The organism is Bacillus sp. EB106-02-03-XG38, assembly GCF_058792175.1.
The window spans coordinates 109,883-134,660 of record NZ_JBYTED010000004.1 but is presented as its reverse complement, the minus strand read 5'-3'; the positions used below and the strand labels follow the sequence as shown (position 1 = coordinate 134,660).

General features: G+C 37.3%; 27 protein-coding genes. 11 read left to right on the top strand and 16 right to left on the bottom strand.

The genetic code is table 11. The annotated features are described in order from the left end of the window. Positions 1-139 precede the first annotated feature (139 nt). Complete coding sequence (locus tag AC3WTI_RS19445; protein WP_087959148.1) at positions 140-1,126, top strand: S66 family peptidase; 987 nt, start codon at positions 140-142, stop codon at positions 1,124-1,126. A gap of 25 nt (positions 1,127-1,151) precedes the next feature. Here AC3WTI_RS19445 and AC3WTI_RS19440 read toward each other — a convergent pair whose 3' ends face one another. Continuing rightward, on the bottom strand, positions 1,152-1,514 hold the full coding sequence (locus AC3WTI_RS19440) for a YxeA family protein (RefSeq protein ID WP_087959147.1): 363 nt from the start codon (positions 1,512-1,514) through the stop codon (positions 1,152-1,154). 234 nt (positions 1,515-1,748) lie between these two features. Between AC3WTI_RS19440 and AC3WTI_RS19435 the strand changes: the two genes are divergently transcribed. Beyond that, positions 1,749-2,786 (top strand): PTS sugar transporter subunit IIC, encoded by a 1,038-nt coding sequence (locus tag AC3WTI_RS19435; protein WP_000996323.1) that lies wholly within the window; start codon positions 1,749-1,751, stop codon positions 2,784-2,786. A 238-nt stretch (positions 2,787-3,024) separates the two neighbouring features. Here the strand turns inward: AC3WTI_RS19435 and speB are convergent, their stop codons facing one another. The 4 genes from speB to AC3WTI_RS19415 all read right to left on the bottom strand — a co-directional run bounded on the left by speB (position 3,025) and on the right by AC3WTI_RS19415 (position 6,705). Continuing rightward, positions 3,025-3,897 (bottom strand): agmatinase, encoded by an 873-nt coding sequence (speB, locus tag AC3WTI_RS19430; protein WP_001209831.1) that lies wholly within the window; start codon positions 3,895-3,897, stop codon positions 3,025-3,027. Between the two features lie 217 nt (positions 3,898-4,114). After that, positions 4,115-4,942, bottom strand: coding sequence for a polyamine aminopropyltransferase (gene speE, locus AC3WTI_RS19425; RefSeq protein WP_144488445.1), 828 nt, complete (start codon positions 4,940-4,942; stop codon positions 4,115-4,117). Between the two features lie 186 nt (positions 4,943-5,128). Next, positions 5,129-6,292, bottom strand: coding sequence for an MFS transporter (locus AC3WTI_RS19420; protein WP_097841603.1), 1,164 nt, complete (start codon positions 6,290-6,292; stop codon positions 5,129-5,131). Positions 6,293-6,297: 5 nt separating this feature from the next. Continuing rightward, positions 6,298-6,705 (bottom strand): MerR family transcriptional regulator, encoded by a 408-nt coding sequence (locus tag AC3WTI_RS19415; RefSeq protein WP_000276565.1) that lies wholly within the window; start codon positions 6,703-6,705, stop codon positions 6,298-6,300. Positions 6,706-6,857: 152 nt separating this feature from the next. Here AC3WTI_RS19415 and AC3WTI_RS19410 point away from each other — a divergent pair, with 152 nt between their 5' ends. Together AC3WTI_RS19410 and AC3WTI_RS19405 are read left to right on the top strand one after the other, a co-directional pair. Beyond that, positions 6,858-7,583, top strand: a complete 726-nt coding sequence (locus AC3WTI_RS19410; RefSeq protein WP_087959144.1) for a glycerophosphodiester phosphodiesterase — start codon at positions 6,858-6,860, stop codon at positions 7,581-7,583. A 99-nt stretch (positions 7,584-7,682) separates the two neighbouring features. Further along, positions 7,683-9,734 (top strand): transglycosylase domain-containing protein, encoded by a 2,052-nt coding sequence (locus AC3WTI_RS19405; RefSeq protein ID WP_097841601.1) that lies wholly within the window; start codon positions 7,683-7,685, stop codon positions 9,732-9,734. A 35-nt stretch (positions 9,735-9,769) separates the two neighbouring features. Here the strand turns inward: AC3WTI_RS19405 and AC3WTI_RS19400 are convergent, their stop codons facing one another. Continuing rightward, positions 9,770-10,279: a YwhD family protein gene (locus AC3WTI_RS19400; RefSeq protein WP_000136683.1), complete on the bottom strand. Its 510-nt coding sequence runs from the start codon at positions 10,277-10,279 to the stop codon at positions 9,770-9,772. A 25-nt stretch (positions 10,280-10,304) separates the two neighbouring features. Beyond that, on the bottom strand, positions 10,305-10,979 hold the full coding sequence (locus AC3WTI_RS19395; RefSeq protein WP_048528008.1) for a site-2 protease family protein: 675 nt from the start codon (positions 10,977-10,979) through the stop codon (positions 10,305-10,307). A 112-nt stretch (positions 10,980-11,091) separates the two neighbouring features. On the opposite strand from AC3WTI_RS19395, the gene thmT reads away from it, so the two are divergent. Then, positions 11,092-11,277 (top strand): 2-hydroxymuconate tautomerase, encoded by a 186-nt coding sequence (gene thmT, locus AC3WTI_RS19390; RefSeq protein ID WP_001147171.1) that lies wholly within the window; start codon positions 11,092-11,094, stop codon positions 11,275-11,277. 39 nt (positions 11,278-11,316) lie between these two features. On the opposite strand, the gene AC3WTI_RS19385 is transcribed toward thmT, so the two are convergent. The 6 genes from AC3WTI_RS19385 to AC3WTI_RS19360 form a co-directional block, all read right to left on the bottom strand. After that, positions 11,317-12,621: an HD domain-containing protein gene (locus tag AC3WTI_RS19385; protein WP_087959142.1), complete on the bottom strand. Its 1,305-nt coding sequence runs from the start codon at positions 12,619-12,621 to the stop codon at positions 11,317-11,319. Positions 12,622-12,767: 146 nt separating this feature from the next. Further along, the gene (locus AC3WTI_RS19380) at positions 12,768-13,712 is read right to left on the bottom strand and encodes an ABC transporter substrate-binding protein (RefSeq protein ID WP_000787739.1); all 945 of its coding nucleotides are present in this window, start codon (positions 13,710-13,712) and stop codon (positions 12,768-12,770) included. 190 nt (positions 13,713-13,902) lie between these two features. Next, positions 13,903-14,715 carry an ABC transporter ATP-binding protein gene (locus AC3WTI_RS19375; protein ID WP_000212064.1) on the bottom strand — a complete coding sequence of 271 codons (813 nt, stop codon included), beginning with the start codon at positions 14,713-14,715 and terminating at the stop codon, positions 13,903-13,905. A gap of 15 nt (positions 14,716-14,730) precedes the next feature. Beyond that, positions 14,731-15,747, bottom strand: coding sequence for a FecCD family ABC transporter permease (locus tag AC3WTI_RS19370; RefSeq protein ID WP_076541340.1), 1,017 nt, complete (start codon positions 15,745-15,747; stop codon positions 14,731-14,733). Then, positions 15,744-16,799, bottom strand: a complete 1,056-nt coding sequence (locus AC3WTI_RS19365) for a FecCD family ABC transporter permease (RefSeq protein WP_087959141.1) — start codon at positions 16,797-16,799, stop codon at positions 15,744-15,746. The genes AC3WTI_RS19370 and AC3WTI_RS19365 overlap by 4 nt, the downstream gene beginning before the upstream one ends. Before the next feature lie 318 nt (positions 16,800-17,117). Continuing rightward, positions 17,118-17,342, bottom strand: a complete 225-nt coding sequence (locus tag AC3WTI_RS19360; protein ID WP_000526074.1) for a YuzB family protein — start codon at positions 17,340-17,342, stop codon at positions 17,118-17,120. Positions 17,343-17,777: 435 nt separating this feature from the next. Between AC3WTI_RS19360 and AC3WTI_RS19355 the strand changes: the two genes are divergently transcribed. After that, positions 17,778-18,470, top strand: coding sequence for an RsfA family transcriptional regulator (locus AC3WTI_RS19355; protein ID WP_087959140.1), 693 nt, complete (start codon positions 17,778-17,780; stop codon positions 18,468-18,470). 126 nt (positions 18,471-18,596) lie between these two features. Further along, on the top strand, positions 18,597-19,442 hold the full coding sequence (gene lipL / locus AC3WTI_RS19350; RefSeq protein ID WP_087959139.1) for an octanoyl-[GcvH]:protein N-octanoyltransferase: 846 nt from the start codon (positions 18,597-18,599) through the stop codon (positions 19,440-19,442). Between the two features lie 48 nt (positions 19,443-19,490). Here the strand turns inward: lipL and pta are convergent, their stop codons facing one another. Continuing rightward, positions 19,491-20,462, bottom strand: coding sequence for a phosphate acetyltransferase (gene pta / locus AC3WTI_RS19345; protein ID WP_000067215.1), 972 nt, complete (start codon positions 20,460-20,462; stop codon positions 19,491-19,493). Between the two features lie 280 nt (positions 20,463-20,742). On the opposite strand from pta, the gene hemQ reads away from it, so the two are divergent. The 4 genes from hemQ (at position 20,743) to gerQ (ending at position 24,027) form a co-directional block, all read left to right on the top strand. Next, the gene (hemQ, locus tag AC3WTI_RS19340) at positions 20,743-21,486 is read left to right on the top strand and encodes a hydrogen peroxide-dependent heme synthase (protein WP_001287595.1); all 744 of its coding nucleotides are present in this window, start codon (positions 20,743-20,745) and stop codon (positions 21,484-21,486) included. 203 nt (positions 21,487-21,689) lie between these two features. Then, complete coding sequence (locus tag AC3WTI_RS19335) at positions 21,690-22,961, top strand: serine hydrolase (RefSeq protein WP_087959138.1); 1,272 nt, start codon at positions 21,690-21,692, stop codon at positions 22,959-22,961. 172 nt (positions 22,962-23,133) lie between these two features. Beyond that, positions 23,134-23,556 (top strand): cell wall hydrolase CwlJ, encoded by a 423-nt coding sequence (gene cwlJ, locus AC3WTI_RS19330; RefSeq protein ID WP_000538160.1) that lies wholly within the window; start codon positions 23,134-23,136, stop codon positions 23,554-23,556. 27 nt (positions 23,557-23,583) lie between these two features. Then, complete coding sequence (gene gerQ / locus AC3WTI_RS19325; protein ID WP_087959137.1) at positions 23,584-24,027, top strand: spore coat protein GerQ; 444 nt, start codon at positions 23,584-23,586, stop codon at positions 24,025-24,027. A 30-nt stretch (positions 24,028-24,057) separates the two neighbouring features. Here gerQ and AC3WTI_RS19320 read toward each other — a convergent pair whose 3' ends face one another. Both AC3WTI_RS19320 and AC3WTI_RS19315 read right to left on the bottom strand, forming a co-directional pair. Then, positions 24,058-24,426, bottom strand: a complete 369-nt coding sequence (locus AC3WTI_RS19320; RefSeq protein WP_087959136.1) for a DUF423 domain-containing protein — start codon at positions 24,424-24,426, stop codon at positions 24,058-24,060. Positions 24,427-24,490: 64 nt separating this feature from the next. Then, positions 24,491-24,775: a YwdI family protein gene (locus tag AC3WTI_RS19315; protein ID WP_087959135.1), complete on the bottom strand. Its 285-nt coding sequence runs from the start codon at positions 24,773-24,775 to the stop codon at positions 24,491-24,493. Positions 24,776-24,778 lie beyond the last annotated feature (3 nt).

Below are 24,778 nucleotides of genomic sequence, written 5' to 3'. Positions count from 1 at the left end.
TCATATCAAAAAAAACCTCTGTCTGTCTGCTGAAAAATCAGGAAAACTCCATTTCAAAAAATAATTCACTTTCACTTTATTTCATATGATAAAATATTTTTTAAATCTAAATATTCTTTCATTTTAAGAGGTGAATTAAATGCTACCAAGAAAATTAAAAACAGGTGATGAAATTAGAGTGATTTCACCATCTTGTAGTTTAAGTATCGTCTCAAATACGTGCCAAGAGCTTGCTATCAGAAGATTAACCGACATGGGCTTTCAAGTTACATTCTCAACATATGCTGAAGAGATCGATCGATTTGCTTCCTCTTCTATTTCTTCACGCGTTCAAGACATCCACGAGGCATTTAGAGACCCGAATGTAAAAGCCATTTTGACGACACTTGGTGGATATAACTCTAATGGCTTATTAAAACATCTCGATTATGATTTAATTCGAGAAAACCCGAAATTTTTCTGTGGCTATTCTGATATTACCGCTTTAAATAATGCCATCTACGCAAAAACAGGGCTCGTTACATATTCAGGACCCCATTTCTCTTCATTTGGAATGGAGAAAGGTCTCGAGTATACGAACGATTACTTTTTACATTGCTTAACTTCTACTGATCCTATTGAAGTCCTACCATCTGAAACATGGAGTGATGATTCTTGGTACATTGATCAGGAAAATCGAGAGTTTATTAAGAATGAGGGATATGTTTCGATTCACGAAGGCGAAGCAACTGGAGGGATTATTGGTGGTAATATGAGCACTTTAAACTTGCTACAAGGTACACCATATATGCCAAGCTTACAGGGGAAAATTTTATTTCTTGAGGAGGATAGTTTGACGGGAGAAGCTACCCTGAAAACTTTTGATCGCTATTTACATTCTCTTATGCAACAGCAAGATTTTGAGTACGTAAAAGGCATCGTTATAGGAAAGATGCAAAAAGGTGCAGAATGTACGATAGAAGACATCCAAGAAATGATTGCTTCAAAACCTGAACTTGCACATATCCCTATCATTGCAAACGCAAGTTTCGGGCATACAACCCCGATTTTCACTTTCCCAATTGGTGGGCGTGCAAAAATCATTTCTAACAAAGAAAACACATCTATCACCATTTTAACGCACTAAAAAAGGAGCGAACGATTCGCTCCTTTTATGGTTTTTCTATTTTTTCCAACGCTTTTTGCGGAATTGATTCTTTCGGGATTTCAGCCCATCCTTTTCCTTGCATACCTTTTGCATAAATTTTTATAAACGCTCCCGTATGCAATTCACGGTTCATCATTCTTTTCACAACTTGTAACTTTCCGTCTTCTGTATACCCTTTAAATGTATACAAGTATTCACCGTCTTTTTTCTCACCTTGATCTATAACCGCATAATAATCTTGTATTTCTTTATTTGAAAAGAAGTTGTCTACAAAAGCATGTACACCTTCTGTTTTTGTGTTCAAATAATACGCTGTTCCACCTAGAATAATGGCGAATACAGCTAAAACTTTAATTACCAATTTCATACATGCGCCTCCTGTTTGCACTTCTTTTTCTCAAGTCATATATCTATACTTGTATTATACGAAAAATGACATACTATACTCTATCTAAATGCCTTACACTTTCCTTACATTATTGTAAGGCATTTTCACCTTACAGCAATTTCCGGGCAAAAAGTTTTTCCGTTTAACAAACTTTTATATTATTATTGAATGATACGAATTTTTATTACAAAAATCAAAGGAGACAGTTTTCAAATGGCTATCTTGCAAGGTTTAGCACTATTACTTGTTGTACTTTGTCTATTTACACTTTTTAGTTACCGTGCTCCTTACGGCATGAAAGCAATGGGTGCTTTAGCTAATGCAGCAATCGCAAGTTTTCTTATTGAAGCATTTCACCGTTATATCGGTGGAGAAATGTTTCATAACGACTTTTTACAATCAGTAGGGGAAGCTTCTGGTAGTATGAGCGGTGTCGCAGCAGCGATTTTAGTCGCTCTAGCAATCGGTGTTTCACCCGTATATGCTGTTTTAATCGGTATCGCTACTAGTGGATTCGGTATTTTACCAGGATTTTTCGCCGGATACGTTTGCGCCTTCGTCGTGAAATTTCTCGAAAAGAAATTACCGGCTGGTGTAGAGTTTTTAGCAATTTTATTTATTGCTGCACCAATCTCACGCGGCATGGCAATGCTTATGGATCCGCTCGTGAACGCAACGCTCGGTAAAATTGGTTCTATGATTTCAGTTGCAACTACAGAAAGCCCTATTATCATGGGTATTATGCTTGGTGGATTAATAACAGTTATTTCTACCTCTCCACTGAGTTCTATGGCACTAACTGCAATGCTTGGATTAACAGGCTTACCAATGGCAATCGGTAGTCTTGCCGTAGCAGCCTCAGCCCCAATGAACTTTATTTTCTTTAAACGATTAAAAATTTGTTCAAAGAAAGACACAATCGCTGTAGCAATCGAGCCTTTAACACAAGCCGATGTTGTTTCAGCAAATCCAATCCCAATCTATGCTACAAACTTTGTTGGCGGTGCACTTGCTGGTATTATTACATCGCTATTCCAGCTCGTTAATAATGCACCAGGAACAGCATCACCAATCCCAGGACTTCTTGTCTTATTCGGATTTAATGACGTTGTAAAAGTAACGATTGCTGCTGTATTATGTGGAATCGTTACCACGATTGTTGGATACATCGGATCAATCGTGTTCCGTAAATATCCAATTCGTTCTGCTGATGAAATTCGCGGCATTACTTCGGAAGAAAAGGTTGCATAAGAAAAAGAGCTATTCTCATCGTTTGAGAATAGCTCTTTTTTATGTTGCGTGGCAGTAAATAAAATTATATCGGCGATTTTTTAAATATATCGACAAAACAAGAGCCCCCTATTCATATAGAAGGCTCTTATTTTATCCAGTTACGCCTCCTAGAACCTTAGTCACCGGGTCTAAACAGTCGGCTTCACTTTTACTTTATCTAGCTGCAGCGGCTAGAATGATCGAGCCGCTTCCGCTTTTATTTTACCCAACCGAGCAGCATTTCCCGCACGAATTTGCTTGCTGCGACTGGTGTTTGATCACTATGGTCGTAGACAGGAGCCACTTCTACTAAGTCTGCTCCAACTACATTTATATTTGAATTTGCAATTGCCACGATGGAATCTAATAATTCTTTAGATGTGATACCTCCAGCTTCTAACGTTCCTGTTCCAGGAGCATGAGCTGGGTCTAATACGTCAATGTCGATTGTGACATAAACTGGGCGTCCTGCAAGTTTCGGTAATACTTCTTTTAACGGTTCTAATACGTCAAATTTATATAAGTTCATACCTACTTCTTTTGCCCATTCGAATTCTTCCTTCATTCCAGAACGAATACCGAAAGAATATACGTTTTCCGGACCAATTAAATCGCACACTTTACGAATAGGTGTAGAGTGGGATAAAGGCTCCCCTTCATACGACTCACGTAAATCAGTATGAGCATCCATATGGATGATTGCTAAATCCGGATATTTTTTTGCCATTGCCTTAAAAATTGGCCAAGACACTAAGTGCTCACCGCCAAGACCTAGTGGAAACTTATCGGCATCTAAAAGTTTTGATACATACTCTTCAATCATGTCTAAGCTGCGTTGTGCGTTTCCGAATGGTAATGGAATATCACCCGCATCAAAATATTTTACCTCTTCTAGTTCACGATCTAAATATGGACTATATTCTTCAAGACCGATTGATACTTCACGAATACGTGCAGGGCCAAAGCGAGAACCTGGACGGTAACTTACTGTCCAATCCATAGGCATCCCGTAAATAACTACCTTTGACTCTTCAAAACTTGGATGACTTTTAATAAATACTTTACCTGAATAAGCTTCATCAAAACGCATATTCTTTTCCTCCTTATGTGGAACTTAAGGTATCCCAACCTTTCATTATTTCTCAAATTTGGAGCGAGTTGCTCCTCTTTCTCGATTTACCGGGTCTTCTGTTTCATAACAAGAAGACGATTTTCTTTATAGGAGTGTAAATAGCTAGCATGTTCAAGTCTTCTGGACAAACACCTTAAATGAGCTACTTACACTTTATTTGTTCGATACGATTCTCTTACTTAATTAGATCGCCAACAAATTTCGGTAATGCGAATGCTGCATTGTGTAATTCTTTTGTGTAGTATTTCGTTTCGATTTCGTGGAAACGCTTTTCACTTACTTGTAATGGATCATGTTTTTTAGATCCAATTGTGAACGTCCAAAGACCACTTGGGTAAGTTGGAATATTCGCTGTGTATAAACGAGTAATTGGGAAAATCTCTTTTACGTCTTTAAACACAGTTGTAATTAGTTCTGGTGTAAACCAAGGGTTGTCCGTTTGTGCAACGAAAATACCATCTTCTTTTAACGCTTTAGAGATTCCAGCGTAGAAGCCTTTTGTAAATAAGTTTACTGCTGGTCCTACTGGTTCAGTAGAATCTACCATAATTACGTCATATTCATTTTCGCTTTCTGCGATGTGTAGGAAACCGTCTCCTACTTTTACTTCTACACGCTCATTATCTAATGCGCCTGCAATTGATGGTAAGTATTGTTTAGAGTACTCAATTACTTTTCCATCGATTTCAACAAGAGTTGCTTTCTTTACGCTTGGGTGTTTTAACACTTCACGAATAACACCACCATCGCCACCACCTACAACTAATACGTTTTCAGGGTTTGGATGTGTAAATAAAGGTACATGCGCTACCATTTCATGATAAACGAACTCATCTTTTTCTGTTGTCATAACCATGCCATCTAAAATAAGCATGTTTCCGAACTCTTCCGTTTCAACCATATCAAGTTTTTGGAATTCTGTTTGCTCCGTATGTAATGTGCGGTTAATACGCGCCGTAATCCCAAAATGTTTTGTTTGTTTTTCAGTGAACCATAGTTCCATCGTACAATCACGCCTTTCAATGCAAATTTATAATAGGGACATCATTAATGTCCCCTAACAAAAATAAAACAAAACATCCAAAAAGTATAGTTAAAAGTACAAAAATACCGAAAATATATTTTAGTCAGAGGGTTCTAACATATATAAGAAAAGGGATTGCCCTGTAATAGGAAAGAAAACCCTTTCTTAAGAAAGGGCTTTTCTCTCTACTTCTACCGGTTTTCGAATCGGAATTAAAAGCATTACGCAACCGACTAACACAACAATTCCACCGACTAAAAATGGACTTTGTGGTGAAACAGTATGACCAATGATTCCTGATAAGATGGGAGCAATCGCGCCACCTAACCAACGAACGAAGTTATAAACACCTGATGTAACAGATCTTTCATAAGGTGAAATATCCATTACATAACTTGTAAATAATGCATTATTTAATCCAGATGCTAATCCTGATAGAACAATTAATACTATTTGTAACCACATAATTTTCACAAAGAATAGCGCGATTAAGAAAAGCGCAAATACGAGTAAACTGCCTTTCAACAATGTTTTTGGCTCATATTTACCTTCTAGCTTATGGGCCAAAATTGCAGAACCGTAAGCTAACGCTAATCCCCATCCACAAAATACAAATCCTAATTGAATAGCAGATAAATGCATAATAAGTGGTGAATATGCTAACACAACGAAAAATCCGTAGTAGTATAACATTCCTGAAATCGCACCTTGCATAAACGGTTTATATTTAACCAAGTTAAGTAATTCCCCTACGCCTGCCGCTTTACGCTTCACTTTTCGCTCCGGTTCTTTTACAAAAAAGAAAACTAAAATAAATGCTAAGAAAATTAAAATACTCGTCGCAAAAAATGGGTAACGCCAAGAATGTCCACCTAATATCCCGCCTAATAACGGTCCGCCTGCCATCCCTAAACCGATAGCCGCTTCATACAATCCTACTGCTTCATGAACTTCTTTACTTAATGCAATCAATAATGTCATCGCCGTTGCGAAGAACATTGCATTTCCTAATCCCCATCCAGCGCGGAAAAGAGATAATTGAGCAATCGTTTGCGATATACCACATATAAACGCAAATACAGTCACGATCGCAAGGCCGATCGTCATCATTCGTTTATCACCAAATCTCGATGCGAATATTCCAGCTGGTAACATCATAATTGCCATCGTTAAAATATATGCTGTAAATAACATCTCTACTTGCCAATGCGATGCACCAATTTGCTCAGCAATGCTTGGTAAAATTGGATCGACTACCCCTATACCTGAAAAGGCAAGGAAGGTAGCAACCACCGTAATCAATCTCCCTAGTTTTTGTTTGCTCTCCATTTTAATCATTCTCCTTTTGTGCTATCTAAAAATGTCACTGCACGATGTAAGCTATCTTCAAGTTCTGCCTTTACACGCTGCATTTGCTCCATTTTCTCGTCTAGCGTTTGCACTTGTTTTTCAAGCATCTCTTTAATTTCTTGAATTACTTCGCGGTCACGAGGATTCTCACTGTTTCTTCTTTGCTCCATTCTTTCTTTTAACGATAAGAAATGTTGCATTTCTTGAAGCGTAATCCCTAATACTTCTTTCGCTTCCACGATTCTTTTAATTCTGGCGATATCCTCGTCTGTATACAGGCGAATGTTCCCCTCACTACGTTCAGGGGGATGAATTAAACCAATTTCCTCATAATAACGAAGTGTACGTTTTGTTAAACCAACTTGCTTTGTGACTTCATCAATTTTATACATGTTTATTCCTCCCTTCACTCGATTATTACATTTTACGTTAACGTTAACTTTTGTGCAACTGTTAGACTTTTGTAAATGTTTACCCTATTCAATTGTGTTTTTCCAAAAGCAGTTTCATAATGAAAGAAAAGAAACGATAAGGAGATTTCCGTATGAATAAACCACTAATATTCGCCCACCGCGGGGTAAAAGGAACACATCCAGAAAATACGATGATTGCCTTCCAAGAAGCTGAACGTATCGGCGCCCATGGAATTGAACTTGATGTCCACCTATCAAAAGATGGTGAACTTGTCGTGATTCACGATGAAACAGTCGATCGTACAACAAATAGCATAGGACTTGTTTCTGAAAAAACGGTAGTGGAATTACAGGCTTTAGATGCTGGTAGCTATAAAGACCCTTCTTTCCATGAAGCAAAAATTCCGACGTTACGCGAAGTATTCATTTGGTTATCTACGACAAAGTTACAGCTCAACATCGAATTAAAAACGGATGTTATTCACTATCCAAATATTGAAGAAAAGGCTGTTGCTCTCGTTCGCGAATACCATCTGTCTAATCAAATTGTATTCTCGTCATTTAACCACGACTCTGTTTCATTACTAGCAGAAATAGCTCCTGAAATTCCAAGGGCGATTTTATATGACACACCACTTGCTGATCCTATTGCCGAAGCAAAAACTAGAGAAGCAACTGGTTTACATCCAAACTTTCAATTATTAACAAAAGAATTTGTTCAATTCGCACAAGATCAAGGGTACGTTTTCCGCCCTTATACAATTAACGAATACAAAGATTTACAAACTATGATTGATTACGGCGTAGATGTCATTATTACTGATTGGCCAGCACGTGCTTTTGAGCTCCTTTCTTAATTGAAGGGGCTTTTTGTTTTCGAAAATTCATTGTTTAAAATAACCGAAAACCCTCAATACTAATACAATAATGTTTGTATGAATGAGGGGCTGAAAAAGATGGATCAAACTATGAATCCGAAACTTAAAAAATATAAACGTCTTTTCTTCACCGTAATGTTTTCTTCTGTTCTTTTTTTCGTTTTTTCCTTTTTTGTTATTATTATAGTTGCAAAAATTATGGGACCTCCTCCTGTTGCTGTTCCGCAAACAAGTGTCTTTTACGCTAATGATGACACTGTTATAGGACAAAGTAATGAAATGCAAAAACGCTACAATGTATCTCTCAATGAAATTTCTCCTTATGTAAAAGAGGCGACACTATCTATAGAAGATCAACGATTCTACAAACACCACGGCTTTGATATGAAGCGTATCGCCGGTGCGATTGTTGCCGATTTAAAAGCGATGGCAAAAGTCCAAGGCGCTAGTACGATTACACAACAGTATGCTCGTAACCTATACTTAGATCATGATAAAACGTGGAAACGTAAACTATTAGAAGCGATGTACACGATCCGCCTTGAGGTGAATTATAATAAAAATCATATTTTAGAAGGATATTTAAATACAATTTATTACGGGCATGGTGCTTACGGGATTGAAGCCGCGTCCCGTCTATATTTCGATAAAACAGCAAAAGAATTAACATTAGCAGAAGCTAGTATGCTCGCAGGTATCCCGAAAGGACCTAGTGTCTATTCTCCCTTTTTAAAAGAGGATCGTGCGAAGGGACGACAAGCTCTCATATTAGATGAAATGGTAGAACAAGGTTATATTACGAAGAAACAAGCAACTTCAGCGAAGAAAGAGTCACTAACTTTTGCCTCATTAGATACGAAAAAAGTGGCAGAGGTTGCACCTTATTTCCAAGATGCTGTACAAGCTTCTCTTCTTCGTGATATCGGATTGGATGAACAAGCATTACAAAAAGGTGGTCTGCGTATTTATACAACGCTAGACCCAAAATTACAATCGGTAGCAGAGCAAGCTGTAAAAGATCACATACCTGACACAACAAACATACAAACGGCGCTCGTCTCTATGAATCCAAAAACAGGTGAAGTAGCTGCCCTTGTTGGCGGGACGGATTATAATGCGAGTCAATTTAACAGGGCTACACAGGCCGCTCGACAGCCCGGTTCTACGTTTAAGCCATTCCTATATTATGCGGCATTAGAACGAGGATTTACACCTGCTACGCGCCTAAAAAGCGAATACACTGTATTTACTTTAGGGGACGGTGTTTCAAAGTATAAACCGAAAAACTATAAAGACTATTATGCAGATGATTTTGTAACAATGGCGCAAGCTCTTGCGGTATCTGATAACGTATATGCCGTGAAGACAAATTTATTTTTAGGCGACGATATCCTTACAAAAACGGCGAAACAATTTGGAATTAAGAGTGCATTAAAGGACGTCCCTTCTCTTGCTCTCGGTACATCTCCTGTAAAACCAATTGAAATGGTTAACGCTTATAGCATGTTCGCAAATGGTGGAAAAGAAGTAAAGCCGATTTTCATTCGCCGCATTATGGATCATGAAGGAAATATGTTATACGATGCTCATTTGGAGAGTAAACAAATTCTCGATAAGAGCAAAGCGTTTGTGATGGAAGAAATGATGACGGGCATGTTTAATAAAAAGCTAAGCAGTTATGCTGCTGTAACTGGTCAATCGATGTTATCTAAACTATCAAGAACATATGCCGGGAAATCTGGTTCTACTGAAACGGATAGTTGGATGATTGGGTTTACTCCGCAAATCGTAACTGGTGTATGGGTTGGATATGATCAACCTAAATCGATTTCAAACGTAGCAGAACAAGGATATGCGAAAAGAATATGGACCGATACGATGGAAAAAGGCTTAGATGGACAACCTAAAAAAGACTTTAAACAACCAAGTGACGTCGTTGCAGTCGATATTAACCCTGAAAACGGGAAAATCGCTACAAAAAATTGTCCAATTTCAGTTAAAATGTATTTCGCAAAAGGTACAGAACCAACTGAATATTGTATGGATCATGTCGATGACAAAGAGGACTTTGAAAAGACAACCGAAGAAAAGCAGAAAACAAGTTGGTGGAAAAAATATCTTCCTTGGTAAAAAAAAATAGCTGACGGGTATCCGTCAGCTATTTTTTATTCACTTAATAATGCACGGCGCAATTCTTCACTAGATTCGTTCCAAATCGCTTCATTATGTTCTTTCAAGAACGTACCAAGTACTTTTTTAGATGATTCATCCATATGGTCAACCATAATGTGACGCTTCATTGATTTATCCATTTTGTTTACGTGCTCTGGAAGTGATTTATATCCGCGGCGAATTTCACGGTCAACTGTCATTTCACAAGCGGTTACACCTGCATAATAAGCACCTGTTGCAGTTCTTTCAATCGTTACCCACACAAGCCAAAATGGTTTTCCGTTTGGAACTTCATCTTTATTTGTTAAAAACTTAATACCTTTTTCGACTGTACTACGCGCATGCATCGCACCAATATCAACGAATGCTGTTTTCTCTAATACATCAACAAATACTGGTGAAATGTTTTCTAGACTTAATGCTCCAACGCCAAAACCACCGTGTCCATCTGTTGAATCATTTTTCACGATATTAAAACCGATTTTTTTCTTTTTCTCTGTCATATGTAAAGTCCTCCTCGCTTAATGATTATATAAGGCCAAAAATAGGCGCAATGATACTGTTTAAAAATGCAAATACATATGGAATGACAACATTAAAAATAGGTTGAATTGTATAATTGCTAAGCGGTGTAATAACAAGAATTAATAACGCTATCGCTCCATACTTTTCATACTGTGTCATTTTCGAACGAATATTTGTTGGTGCTAGATCTTCCACGACTCTATACCCATCAAGTGGCGGAATTGGTAATAAGTTAAAGACAAGTAAAACAATATTAAGCATAATAAAAATCTGGAAAAATTGAGCTAACGTATCTGCTACTGCAAATGGAATTGAGTCTAATACACCGAATGTTAATAGGCTATACCAAATAATTAAACCAATTGCACTTAAAATTAAGTTACTAATTGGGCCTGCAATTGAAACTAATATACCTGCAAGACGTGGCCTTTTAAAGTTATATGGGTTAACAGGAACTGGTCTTGCCCAACCGAAACCAAGAATTAATACAGCAATCATCCCAATAGGATCTAAGTGCGCCATCGGTGATAATGTTAAACGGCCTTGCTTCTTTGCTGTATCGTCTCCAAATTTATATGCAACATATGCATGCGCGAATTCATGCACTGATAATGCAATAATAATCGCCATTGCTACCAACGGAATTTGGTGCAACGGATATCTAAATAACTGATCCATGCTTCATCTCCTCTTCAATATGTCAAAAAAAGAAAATATTTGTTTTTTCGATTGTTCTTCTCCATAATCCGCTATAATAAGAGTGTAACTTACATAAAAGGAGCGATTATATATGCCATACGTAACAGTGAAAATGCTAGAAGGACGCACAGAGGAACAAAAGAAAGCTCTTGCTGAGAAAGTAACAGCAGCAGTAAGCGAAACAACTGGTGCTCCTGAAGAAAACATCGTTGTTTTCATCGAAGAAATGTCTAAAAACCATTATGCAGTTGGTGGAAAACGCTTAAGCGACAAATAATTTCAAGTTCTTTCATAAGAAGCAGCCCTTAGCTGCTTCTTATTTTTTCCCTTCTAGTAACTCGATGATTCTCTCTTTATATTTTCCTTTTCTTCCATCTTCATAGATTAAATCATGCGGATAGAATAATTTTTGATCCCTTCTCTTCTTACCAGTAATCGCCTCAACAATATCCGATTCGCGTGAAAGCTCTCTAAGCTCTCCATTTGGCATAAGAAGTAAGATTGGCAGACGCTCTTCTTCTTCACCAGCACGGTAAAAGTCGTACGGTAAGTCTGATGTTGAATCAACTACTAAATAGTATTCTGGATCAAGTCCAATCTTTTTGAATAAGCTACTTAATTCCATCCAATTATCTAAACCGTGTTTATCTGTAAACTCTACGTATTTAAATAAGTTTCGATTCATAAAACGGCGGCATAAGTCACTTAAAATTGGATCTTCTTCGTCTTGCCACACTTGGAAGTAATAATACATAACGTTCTCGTCTAACTTTAAATAATCCTCTACTGTTACTTCTTCTTCAAATAAAGAATAAAAATGAACCGGATGATTTTTAAACGTATAATACTTCTCGTGCAATGATTTTGCACGGTGTAAAATCTTCGTTAAAATAACTTCGGCACTGCGCGTTACCGGGTGGAAATATACTTGCCAATACATTTGATAACGACTCATAATATAATGCTCAACAGCATGCATACCACTATTTTTAATAACTACTTGATTGCCGTACGGACGCATGACACGTAGTATACGTTCCATATCAAAGTTTCCATACTTTACGCCAGTGAAATACGCATCCCTTAATAAATAGTCCATACGATCAGCATCAATTTGACTAGAAATCATACTAATCGCTAATTTATTAGTAGATGTTTTTCCGATTACATCGGCTACCTTTTGCGGAAACTCTTTATCCACACGACTTAATATGCGATTAATTTCCGTATCTCCAACGATAATCTTTTGCGTAAATTTCTCATGATCTAATGAAAATACTTTTTCAAACGAGTGAGAAAACGGGCCGTGACCGACATCATGAAGTAATGCCGCACATAAACATAACAATCTATCTTCAGCATTCCAATTCGGCCTGCCATCAAACACATCATCAATCATACGACGAATAATTTCATATACACCTAACGAATGAGTAAAGCGACTATGCTCCGCACCGTGAAATGTAAAAAATGTCGTTCCAAGCTGCTTAATACGGCGCAAGCGTTGAAATTCTTTCGTTCCGATTAAATCCCAAATAACGCGATCGCGCACGTGCACATATTTATGTACCGGGTCTTTAAACACTTTTGTTTCGCTGAGTTTGTCGTTTAAATATACCACCTTCCGACATCCCCCTTTCTTTACTGCATTCTTACTATATATTATAAACGAAATAGGAAACAGAAAGAAACGAAAGACTATATTAATTGCCCTTATATAAAGAAAAAATCACTTTTACCAGAGTAAAAGTGATTTCTTTTTATACATTATTTACCTAAAACGAATTCAGCAACTTCATCTAAGATCATTTCTTTACCTAGAGGGAAGTAACCTTTGTTTAGGTCTTCGTTTTTAATTGTAAATACGTGGTTGTTTTTAACAGCGTTCATATTTTTCCAAATTGATTCTTCTTGGAATTCTTTTAGACGCTGAGAACCGTCACCAGTTGTAAATACGAATAAGTAATCTGGATTGTAATCGATTAAAGCTTCTTTTTGTACTTGTACTAATGGTTTATCCGTTGGTGTACCTTTAACTGCTGGTAATTTTAAATCGTTAAAGATTACGCTACCGTAACCGTAGTCACCGTATACACGGAAAGCATTTGGATATGCAGCCATTTTCATGAATTTAGCATCGCCAGTTTTCGCAACGATTTTGTCATGTAATTTGCTTGCTTTTTCATCATACTGTTTGAACCATTCTTTCGTTTCTTTCTCTTTACCGAAGATTTGACCTACTTCTTCGAATTTTGGACGCCATTGGTCTAATGGAGTTTTTAACATAACTGTTGGTGCAATTTTAGATAATTGATCATAGATCTTTTCTTGACGATTGTTTACAAGAATTAAGTCTGGTTTTGCAGCAGCTACTGCTTCGATGTTAATTTTATCGCCCCAAGCAGAGCCAACTGGTTTTACGTCTTTTAATTTCTTTTCAATATGTGCATCAATTTTTTCTTGAGATGTATTAGCAGTAATAATTGGTTTCATACCAAAAATTAATAATTCTTCTGTTGAACCACTAAGGTCAGCAATTTTCTTTGGATTTGCAGGGATTTTAATTTCCCCTTTTGCATGTTGTACAGTGCGCTCTTCAGTTTTCGCATCCTTCGCATCTGCTTTCTTCTCTTCTTTGTTAGAACAAGCTGCAAATAGTACAGAAGTAACGACTAGTACCATTGCTAATAACGCCATTTTAAAATTCTTCATGTTCCCACTCCTTCTAGCTGTATTTCTCTTATAAGTTACAATGAACTATAAGAAACAAGGTTAACAATTAATAAGTATATATTGATTAATTGTTGTTTATGCCCCGTTCTAACGGGTGTTCAACTTCCTACTTACTAATAAGAAGCTCAACGTCCATTAGAAGCCCCCCTCTTTACGAGGGAGATTCTACTTATGCTTTTTTACGCAATTGATTACTAATCATCGCTAAATCATATGTTAAACAAATTGGTTTACAGTTTACTGGACACGGAACGATTTGAGCTTCAATCTCAAATACACTGCGAAGTGTTTCACTCGTCATCACTTCGTCTGGCGTTCCTTGTTTCATTAACTTACCTGCTTTTAATGCAATCATATGATCTGAGAAACGAGAAGCATGGTTTAAGTCATGGATAACCATAACAATCGTTCTTCCTTCTTCTTCATTTAACTTTTTCAATAAGTTTAATACTTCTAATTGATGTGCCATATCTAAGTATGTTGTCGGTTCATCTAATACGAGTAATTCTGTCCCTTGTGCAAGAGCCATTGCAATCCATACGCGTTGACGTTGTCCACCCGATAACGCCTCTGCAGGACGATTTGCGAATTCTGTCATTCCTGTCACTTCAAGCGCCCAATGTATGTAGCGATAATCCTCTTCTTTCAATGTTCCAAATCCTTTTTGATGAGGAAAGCGTCCATATGAAACGAGTTCAAACACAGTAAGGCCAGTTGGCACTTCTGCAGTCTGTGGTAAAATTGCCATTTTCTTTGCGATTTCTTTTGTGGGTTGTTTTTCGATTGCTTTTCCGTCAAGATAAACAGTACCTTTTTTCGCCTTCAAAATACGAGAAGCCGTTTTTAATAATGTGGACTTCCCACAACCATTTGGTCCAATAATTGTTGTAATTTTCCCTTCCGGAATTTCAACTGTTAATCCATCAATAATTAACCCTTCATTATAGCCAACAGATACCGCATCAACTGCTAAAGTTGCCATACAAAAAGCCTCCCTTTATTTTGTCCTCATAAGTAAGTATATAAAATATGGTGCACCAATTACAGAAATAACAAGACCGACTGGTATTTCTGAAGTTGTTAACACACTTCTTGAAATTACGTCTGCGAATAAAAGTAAAAACGTCCCTATTAGTGCAGCGGTAGGCAGCATAATTTGATGTTTACCACCAACAAGGCGCCTCGCTAAATGCGGAGCCATTAAACCGATAAAACCAATTCCTCCAGCAACAGCAACAGATGCACCAGCTAAACAAACTGCAATAAATAATAATTTACGTCTTTCTTTTTCTACATTTAATCCAAGGCCGACAGCTGTAGAATCGCCTAGATTCATTACATTTAATATGTGAGCCTTACTAATAGCAAGTGGCAAGAAAATAACCATCCACGGAAGTACACTTAACACAAACTTCCAATCTGTGCCCCATAGACTTCCCGCTAACCAAATCGTAGCAAAACGAAAATCGTTAGATGTCATCTTCATAGAAAAAATTAAACTAACAGCACCAAACCCGGCTGCAACAGCGATACCGACAAGTATTAATCTCGTTGATGAAACGCCGTCTTTCCATGCTAGTAAATAAATTATAACCGCTGCTAATATCGCTCCAACTAACGCGAAGAAAGGAAGGATAAATACAGATAAAAATGTACCAGTCCCAACTTTCCCAAAGAAAAAGTAGACGAAGATAACGACTGTTAACCCTGCTCCAGCGTTAATACCGATAATGCCTGGATCAGCAAGGGGGTTTCGCGATAATCCTTGCAAAATCGCCCCTGACATAGCTAAAGCAGATCCAACTAATATAGCAATAACCATACGCGGCATACGGAATTCAAATAAAATGACAGACTGATCTTCAGCCCCAAGTCCAACCAATGACTTTAATACGTCCATTGGCGGTATTTTAAATGTCCCTGTATTTAAACTCACTAAAAATACAGTAACGATTAATCCTACTAAAATTGTTAAAATAGAAACGTTCTTTTTTGTTAAGACACTTGTCCTCACATTTTTCCTCTCCCTTCGTTACGTGCTAAGTAGAGGAAGAATGGAACCCCAATTAGTGCTGTAATTGCTCCAATTGGCGTTTCAAACGGCGGATTAATAACGCGAGATAACATATCTGCACATTCAATTAACAGCCCGCCTAAGACCGCAGAACATGGAATAACCCATCTATAGTCTGAGCCTACAAGGAAACGAGTCATATGCGGGATTACAAGACCAACAAATCCAACCGATCCTGCCATAGAAACTGCTGAACCCGTTAACACAAGAACAAGTACTGTCCCGATAAATTTAATTAACGTCGTATTTTGACCAAGTCCTATCGCAATTTCTTCACCGAAGCTTAAAATTGTAATATACCTCGACATTATAATTGCAATAAAGAGACAAACTAGACCAATCGGCACTAACATATTAATACTTTCCCATTTCACGCCAGCAACTCCGCCTGCATTCCACATACTCACCTCTTGGGCAAGGTTGAAATATAGCGCAATTCCAGATGAAATGGCCCCTAATAAAGCACTAATTGCTGCACCTGCTAAAGCTAATTTCACAGGTGTTAATCCACCCGGTGAAGAAGATCCAATTCCATATACAATGCTCGCTCCAAACGCAGCACCAATAAAAGATGCGATAACGAACATTAAATAAGGTGAATTAGGGAAGAATGCATACATAATTGCAATTCCAAATACAGCCCCATCTGTAATCCCCATTAACGATGGAGAAGCAAGTGGATTTCGCGTCATGCCTTGCATAATTGCCCCTGATACTGCTAAAAAGGCACCTGCTACTACGCCCCCTATTGCTCTAGGCATGCGAAGTTCTTGAATTACGTTATGGTGCGTAATAGAACCGTCAAACTGAAACACAGCTTGCCATACAGTCTTTAAACTAATGTCTGCAGCACCAAACGAAATAGACAATGCCATGCTTAAAGCTAACAAAATTGTACCTGCTACTAAAATGATAGAAGCAATGAGCGGCCTGCTCTTAATCTCTTTAACATTCACATCTTGCTGTTCTATATTCCTTGCGCTCGCTTCCATCCCTCAACCATCCTAACCAACAACATATATTTAATTTAATGAAATGAAATTTATTCTCAAATAGTATTAAAAAAATTAGCCAAATCGTTCTTCATCTGATAATGATTATCAGAATCAGACACCTTCTATTCTACCTACCGCTTCCAAAGACTGTCAACTATTATTTTGAAATACAAATTCATATAGGTTGACACTTTAATAAACAGGTGATGCCTATATGTCATTAACTATTATCCTCACCAATTAAGCTTTCTCAGAATAAATCCTTCCTCTTATGGGCATAAAAAAAGAAGAGTAATCTGTTCACTCTTCTTTTTCTTACTTCTTTAACTTTGCTTCAATTTTTACAATTAATTCATCTTCTGTTGGCGCTGCAACTGGACGATTATTTACAAATGCGAATGATTTTTTACGACCAGGGCCACAGTAAGACTGACATGCAACTTCAATCGTTGCACATGAATCTACTTTTTTCAGCTTTGGAATCAACGTTTTAACGTTCGTTGCCTGACAATCATCACACACACGAAATTCGTTTCCCATTATATAACACTTCCTCTATTTTAAACTTTTCTCAAGTACATTTAAAAATAAACACTAAATGGTATTTTACCGCTCTTTGAAGCTCGTTGCAAGTTTCCTTGTGACGCTCTTTCCTCATATAATGCTACATATTTATATGCTCTCCTACAGAAGCTTCCTTCATTCTTTGCAAAATTTATCCCGCTTTAATGGGCAGTAAGACCCCCACCTCAAAATTCAGCGAAAGCAAAGAAGCTAGGTGGGGGTCGGGCTGCCCATAAAAGTCCGATTGGTGAGGGCTAATAATCAGTAGGGGGATGAAGCCCCCCACTGATTAAAGTTTCACTTTATCCCTTTCATCGAAATCTACCATATTTTTAAAAGCTTTGTATAAAAGCTCATTTTTTTGCCCATTATAAAAATAGGAAGTTCATAAAAAGAAAGGGAGTTGAATCTATGAAAGTAAGACAAGATGCTTGGACGGATGAGGATGATTTATTACTTGCTGAAACTGTACTCCGTCACGTTCGAGAAGGAAGTACACAATTAAATGCATTTGAAGAAGTAGGAGACAGGTTAAATCGTACATCGGCTGCCTGTGGTTTCCGTTGGAATGCTGTTGTTCGCTATAGCTATGAACAAGCTCTTCAACTAGCAAAAAAACATCGTAAAGATAAAATGCGTGCTGCAAGCGGTGAACAAGCGAAAAAACGTTTACTTTATACACCACCAGCTTCAGATTCGATAACTGATTATGAAGAATTTGTACAAGAGGAATCAATTGTACAATATAAAGAAGCTATTCCATATCAAGAAACTACCGTTCCTGCTGCAAAAGGTCCTATGACAATGCAAGATGTTATTTATTTTTTACAAACAGTCGGATCTTCAAATATAAAAGTGACAGCTCTTGAAAACGAGAATACGAGATTGAAACAAGAAATCAAATCACAAATCCTTCGAAATGAAGAACTAGAAAAGAAACTAGAAAAATTAGAAAAACAATCTCATACTGTACAAGAAGATTACGAAACACTTATGAACATTATGAACCGCGCTCGTAAGTTGGCAGTCATGGATGACGAAGAACGTTCTCAAACATCTTTCCGAATGGATCGAAACGGTAATTTAGAAAAAATTGCAGAATAGAAAGGATGCATGTAATGCATCCTTTTTTATTTCACCTTTAAACTTTCCCTTTATATGTGAGAAAACTCCATTCTTCATTTTTTGCTATAATAGAGATTGTCATTTTAAAGATAAGGGGTTAGTTATATGAGCAATTCCCGTTCCATTTTATCTCAGCCAGAGTGGCGTATTGTAGATCAGTCTAGTTTGGGACCAACATTCCATGCATTGCAGTCATTCGCAATGGATGATACATTATGCACAAGCATCGGAAACGGTCAATCAGCTGCAACAATGCGTTCTTGGGTTCATCACAATACAATTGTTCTTGGCATTCAAGATTCACGCCTACCACACTTAGAAGAAGGTATTTCCTTTTTAAAGGAACACAACTTCAATGTTATCGTTCGTAATTCTGGCGGACTTGCAGTCGTACTAGATGAAGGTGTTTTAAACGTATCACTCTTATTCCAAGAGACGGAAAAAGGTATCGATATTGACCTTGGATACGATACAATGTGGCATTTAATTCAGGAAATGTTAAAGGATTACGATGTTACAATCGAGGCAAAAGAAATTGTTGGTTCTTACTGTCCTGGTAGCTATGACTTAAGTATTCGCAATCAAAAATTTGCTGGCATTTCACAGCGCCGTATTCGCGGCGGTGTCGCTGTCCAAATTTATTTATGTGCGACAGGCAGTGGCTCTGAACGTGCCGCACTCGTTCGTGATTTCTACAACCTAGCCATTCAAGGAGAAGAAACACGTTTTACGTATCCTGAAATTGTACCGAGCACGATGGCTTCACTTTCAGAATTACTTGGCGAAACCATTACCGTACAAGATTTAATGATGCGCCTTTTACAAACATTGCAGCAATTCGCTCCAAAGTTAACACCATCTCAATTAACAATAGATGAAATACCTTTATATGAGACGAATTTACAGCGTATTATTGATCGTAACAATAAAGCACTTGGCTTAGAAAAATAAAGACCGTCGCTATAATAGCGACGGTCTTTATTTCAATTCATTATAGAATTAAAGTGCTTGAGCTGCTGTAATTAAAGCTAACTTGTACACTTCTTCTTCGTTACATCCACGAGATAGGTCATTTACAGGCATATTTAAACCTTGTAAGATTGGTCCTACTGCTTCGAAGTTACCTAAGCGTTGAGCGATTTTGTAGCCGATATTACCAGCTTCTAAGCTTGGGAATACGAATACGTTAGCATCACCTTTAATTGTAGAACCTGGAGCTTTTTTCTCAGCTACAGATGGTACGAATGCAGCATCGAATTGGAATTCTCCATCTAAAGTTAATTCTGGAGCCATTTCTTTTGCAATGCGAGTTGCTTCTACAACTTTTTCTGTTTCTGGAGATTTCGCAGAACCTTTTGTAGAGAAGCTTAACATAGCAACGCGTGGATCAATGCCGAATAGTTCAGCAGTTTTCGCACTCTCGATACCAATTTCAGCTAAATCTTGGCTATTTGGTGCAATGTTAATTGCGCAATCAGCGAATACATATTTCTCTTCTTCACGCACCATGATGAATACGCCAGAAGTTTTTGTAACGCCTGGTTTTGTTTTGATGATTTGAAGTGCTGGACGAACTGTATCAGCTGTAGAGTGAGCTGCACCACTTACTAAACCGTGTGCTTTGCCCATGTATACAAGCATTGTACCGAAGTAATTTTCGTCTTTAAGGATTTTGCGAGCGTCTTCTTCAGTTGCTTTACCTTTACGGCGTTCAACGAAAGATGCTACCATTGCATCCATTTCTTCGTATGTAGCTGGGTCGTAAATATCAACGCCTGCTAATGTTAAATTCATGCTAGCAGCTTTTGCGCTAATCTCTTCTTTATTACCAACTAAGATTGGTTTTACTAACTCTTCTTTTGCTAAACGCTCTGCAGCGCCTAAAATTCTTTCATCAGTTCCTTCAGGAAGTACGATAGAAATGCCTTTTCCTTGAACTTTTTCTTTTACTGTTGTAAATAAGTTGCTCACGAATAAACCCTCCTACATATGTTAAAAAAACTCTATCTTTAAGAATACTGCTTTTCCTCTCTATTTTAAACTTATAGCTCCCAAAAAATAGATAAAATGAAAATGATTATATTTTCATAAAATTCAGCATAGAAATAAATCCTCTTTAAGCCTTATCTCTTCCTATTTTTAAGTAAATTCAAATGTGACAATTTTATGCGCCAAGGCTTTATATAGATGATTTTAAAACTATATATGCTATAGTTAACGTGTAAAACTATCATTAACTGAGGTGAATAGAATGAGTGAAGCAACAACAACGTTAGATGGCTGGTATTGTTTACATGATTTACGTTCTATTGATTGGGCTGCATGGAAAACATTATCTAGCGACGAACGCGGACAAGCTGTGTCTGAATTTTTAAATGTCGTTGAAAAATGGAACGAAGTAGCTACTGCAAAAAAAGGCAGTCATGCAATGTATACAGTTGTTGGCCAAAAAGCTGATATTATGCTTATGATTTTACGTCCAACAATGGAAGAGTTAAATGAAATTGAGACAGAATTAAACAAAACAACATTAGCTGAATATATGGTTCCTGCATACTCTTACGTATCTGTTGTTGAACTAAGCAACTACCTTCCAGCTGATGAAGATCCATACCAAAACCCACAAATCTTAGCTCGCTTATATCCTGAGTTACCAAAAGCAAATCACATTTGCTTCTATCCAATGGACAAGCGTCGCCAAGGTGATGACAACTGGTACATGCTTCCTATGGAAGAACGTAAAAAAATGATGTACAGTCATAGTAAAATCGGTCGCCAGTACGCAGGTAAGGTACGCCAAGTTATTTCAGGATCTGTTGGATTCGATGATTTTGAGTGGGGCGTAACGTTATTCGCTGACGATGTTCTTCAATTTAAAAAACTTATATATGAAATGCGCTTCGATGAAGTAAGCGCTCGTTATGGTGAATTTGGAACATTTTTTGTTGGAAACATTTTACCAGACGAAAAAGTAGAGAAATTTTTACACATATAAAATCGTAAAAAAGGAACGAAATTCGTTCCTTTTTTTATTACCCTCTATATTTCTCTTCAAAAAACTTCTTTTCTCCACAAATTTGAACAAAAATCGACAAATACCTTTCAAATTCCTTACAAAATTGTAACCTTTCTATATCCAAATTTATGCTAAAATGGTACGAGCTATATGCTAATAACGATGCGAAGGTGATAATCTATATGAAGAAAATCTTATCTATTTTACTAATGCTTCTATTGTCAATTTCTTCCTTAGGAGTAACAACATCCCATGCCGAAGAAAAGATACACATTGAGGCAGCTGCTGCACTTCTATTTGATGCAGATACAGGAAAAATACTGCATGAACAAAATCCAGATGAATTACTAGCTATCGCTAGTATGTCAAAATTAATTGTTGTTTATGCTGTGTTAGAAGCAATTAAAGAAGGAAAAATCACCTGGGATACAAAGGTAAACATTTCCGATTACGCTTATGAAGTTTCACGTAATAATGAATTCTCTAACGTGCCATTTGAAAAGGGACGTCAATATACTGTAAGAGAACTCTATCATTCTATCGTTATCTTCTCTGCAAACGGATCTAGTATTGCCTTAGCAGAACTGCTTGCAGGAAGTGAGAAAAACTTCTTAAATCTTGCAAATGAACATGCAAAAAAACTAGGATTAAAGAAATATAAATTTGTAAACGCTACTGGTTTAAATAACGCTGACTTAAAAGGGAAACATCCTGAAGGAACGGATCCGAATGGAGAAAATTCCATGTCAGCTCGCGATATGGGTATGCTTTCAAAAGCAATGATTACAAAGTATCCAGAAATGCTAGAGGATACAAAACAAAGATTTAGAAACTTCCCAGATAATCATCCGAAACCAATTCGTATGGAAAACTGGAACTGGATGTTGCCAGGTGCGGCTTTCTCTTATGAAGGAACAGATGGTTTAAAAACTGGTAGTTCTGATACTGCTGGATACGGATTCACTATTACAGCAAAACGTGGTGACTTGCGCCTTATTTCAGTAATTATAAAAACAAAATCAATGGACGAGCGTTTCACTGAATCTCGGGAATTAATTGAATACGGATTTAATAATTTCGAAAAACAAAAACTAAAAGTTGATAAAAACAATACAATCTCTGTAGTAAAAGGGAAAGAAGATCAAGTCACTGTTACACCGGAAAAAGAAATAACAGTAATTGCGAAAAAGGGTAGCAAAGATTCTTATAAAATTGGGACTGAAGTAGATAAATCCCTTGCTGAGGATGGACATTTAGTTGCTCCTATTAAGAAAGATGCCAAAGTAGGCTCAATTACTTTAGAATCAACTGATAAATACGGTTTCTTAGACGGTAGTAAAAGTATGAAAGTTACTGCAAAAACGACAGAGGAAGTTGAAAAAGCAAATTGGTTTGTATTATCAATGCGCTCTATTGGAGATTTCTTCTCAAACTTATGGTCTAAAGTGTTTTAATAAAAAAGCTGGCTCACGCCAGCTTTTTTATTTTCTTCTCTCCATGTAAAACTTCGTTTGGTTGTCATATCTGCGTCCTTTTCCTCATACGTATGAACTAGTAATTGTTACACACTTCATCTAGAGATAAACCTCTTTCCACAAGGTATTCCAAAAAGAGAGGTGACACATAATGGGTGTTATTGCTTATAACGAAGAAGATGTTAAATTATTAGCTAGATTGATGCGTGCTGAAGCTGAAGGAGAAGGACAACAGGGGATGTTAATGGTCGGAAATGTTGGGGTAAATCGTGTCCGCGGAAATTGTTTAGATTTTAAAAAAATACGTAATTTACGTCAAATGGTGTATCAAAACCCTGGTGGTTTTGAGGCAACTCAAAAAGGATATTTTTATCAACGAGCAAGGGAGCAAGATATCGCATTAGCAAGGCGAACAATTCAAGGACAACGCTTTTGGCCTGCCAATTTTGCCTTATGGTTTTTTAGACCGGAAGGCCCTTGTCCTCCAACTTGGTATAATCAACAAAACTCTGGTCGCTTCAAAAAGCACTGCTTCTTCCAGCCATCTGGTGAGGATTGTCCTAGCGTATATTAAGGATTGATACTGAGGAGGGATTTTTGAATGACACAGCAACAAAATCCGTATTACGGAACAGGTTTCTATCAACCATCTGGAACTTATGTGCAACCGCAACAAATGACGCAGCAACAACAACAACAACAACAACAGCAAGCGATGCAACAACAAGCGGTTCAAGCTGCGCAAGCTCAATATGCTGTTTCTCAAGGCATGTTACCTTTAGAACAGTCGTATATTGAAAATATTCTTCGCCTAAACAAGGGAAAGCAAGCTACGGTTGTAATGACTTATGAGCGTGGCAGTTCGCTCGGTACACAATCTTATACAGGTATTATCGAAGCCGCTGGTCGTGATCATATTGTAATTAGTGAGCCACAATCAGGGAAACGTTATTTACTACTTATGATTTACTTAGATTATGTGGAATTCCCAGAAGAAATTACGTATTTACCTAGTCAACAAGCAACTTATGCTCCAAGACCATAAAAAAAGCTGGCATATGCCAGCTTTTGTTTTTTATAATCCTTTTACAACTGCAGTTCCAACTAAAATCCATGCCACAATAAACGCTACGCCACCAAGAGGTGTAATTGGGCCAAAGAACTTAATACCTGTCGTACTTAATGCATACAAACTGCCTGAGAACATAATAATTCCAGCTACCATAAGCCAGCCAGCAGTAGTTAAAAGTGATGATTGAATTTTATCCATCAATAAAGCAACTATGAATAGTCCACCTGCATGAAACATTTGATATGTAACGCCTGTTTTCCAAACTTCTAACATTTTTGCAGAAACTTTATTTTCTAAACCGTGTGCTCCAAAAGCCCCTAAAGCAACAGATAGCCCTGCCGCAATACAACCTAGTAAAAAGAAAATTTTCATCTTAATTCCCCTTTTTTACCTTTATCATAAGCAATTTTTTCATATAAGCCAAACGATTTATCTTCTAAAAATCAAATAAAGAATTACCGTTTGCATCACTTTCTTTTATATATACTGGCTCATCAGAAATCGGTGCGATTGGTTGCATCGTTATTGGCTGTGATCCGATGATTTGTGATTGAATTTGTGGCTCTCTATACGTAGAAGATTCAACCTGTTCATCTAATAGTAAATCGCATAAAGCACGCACAACTAATACATGCTCTTTTGATTTTTGCCCTTCACTGCTTTTTGCCTTTGCAATTTCATTCGCCATTTTATTTAAAATTTTATCACTTGATATTTGCATTCC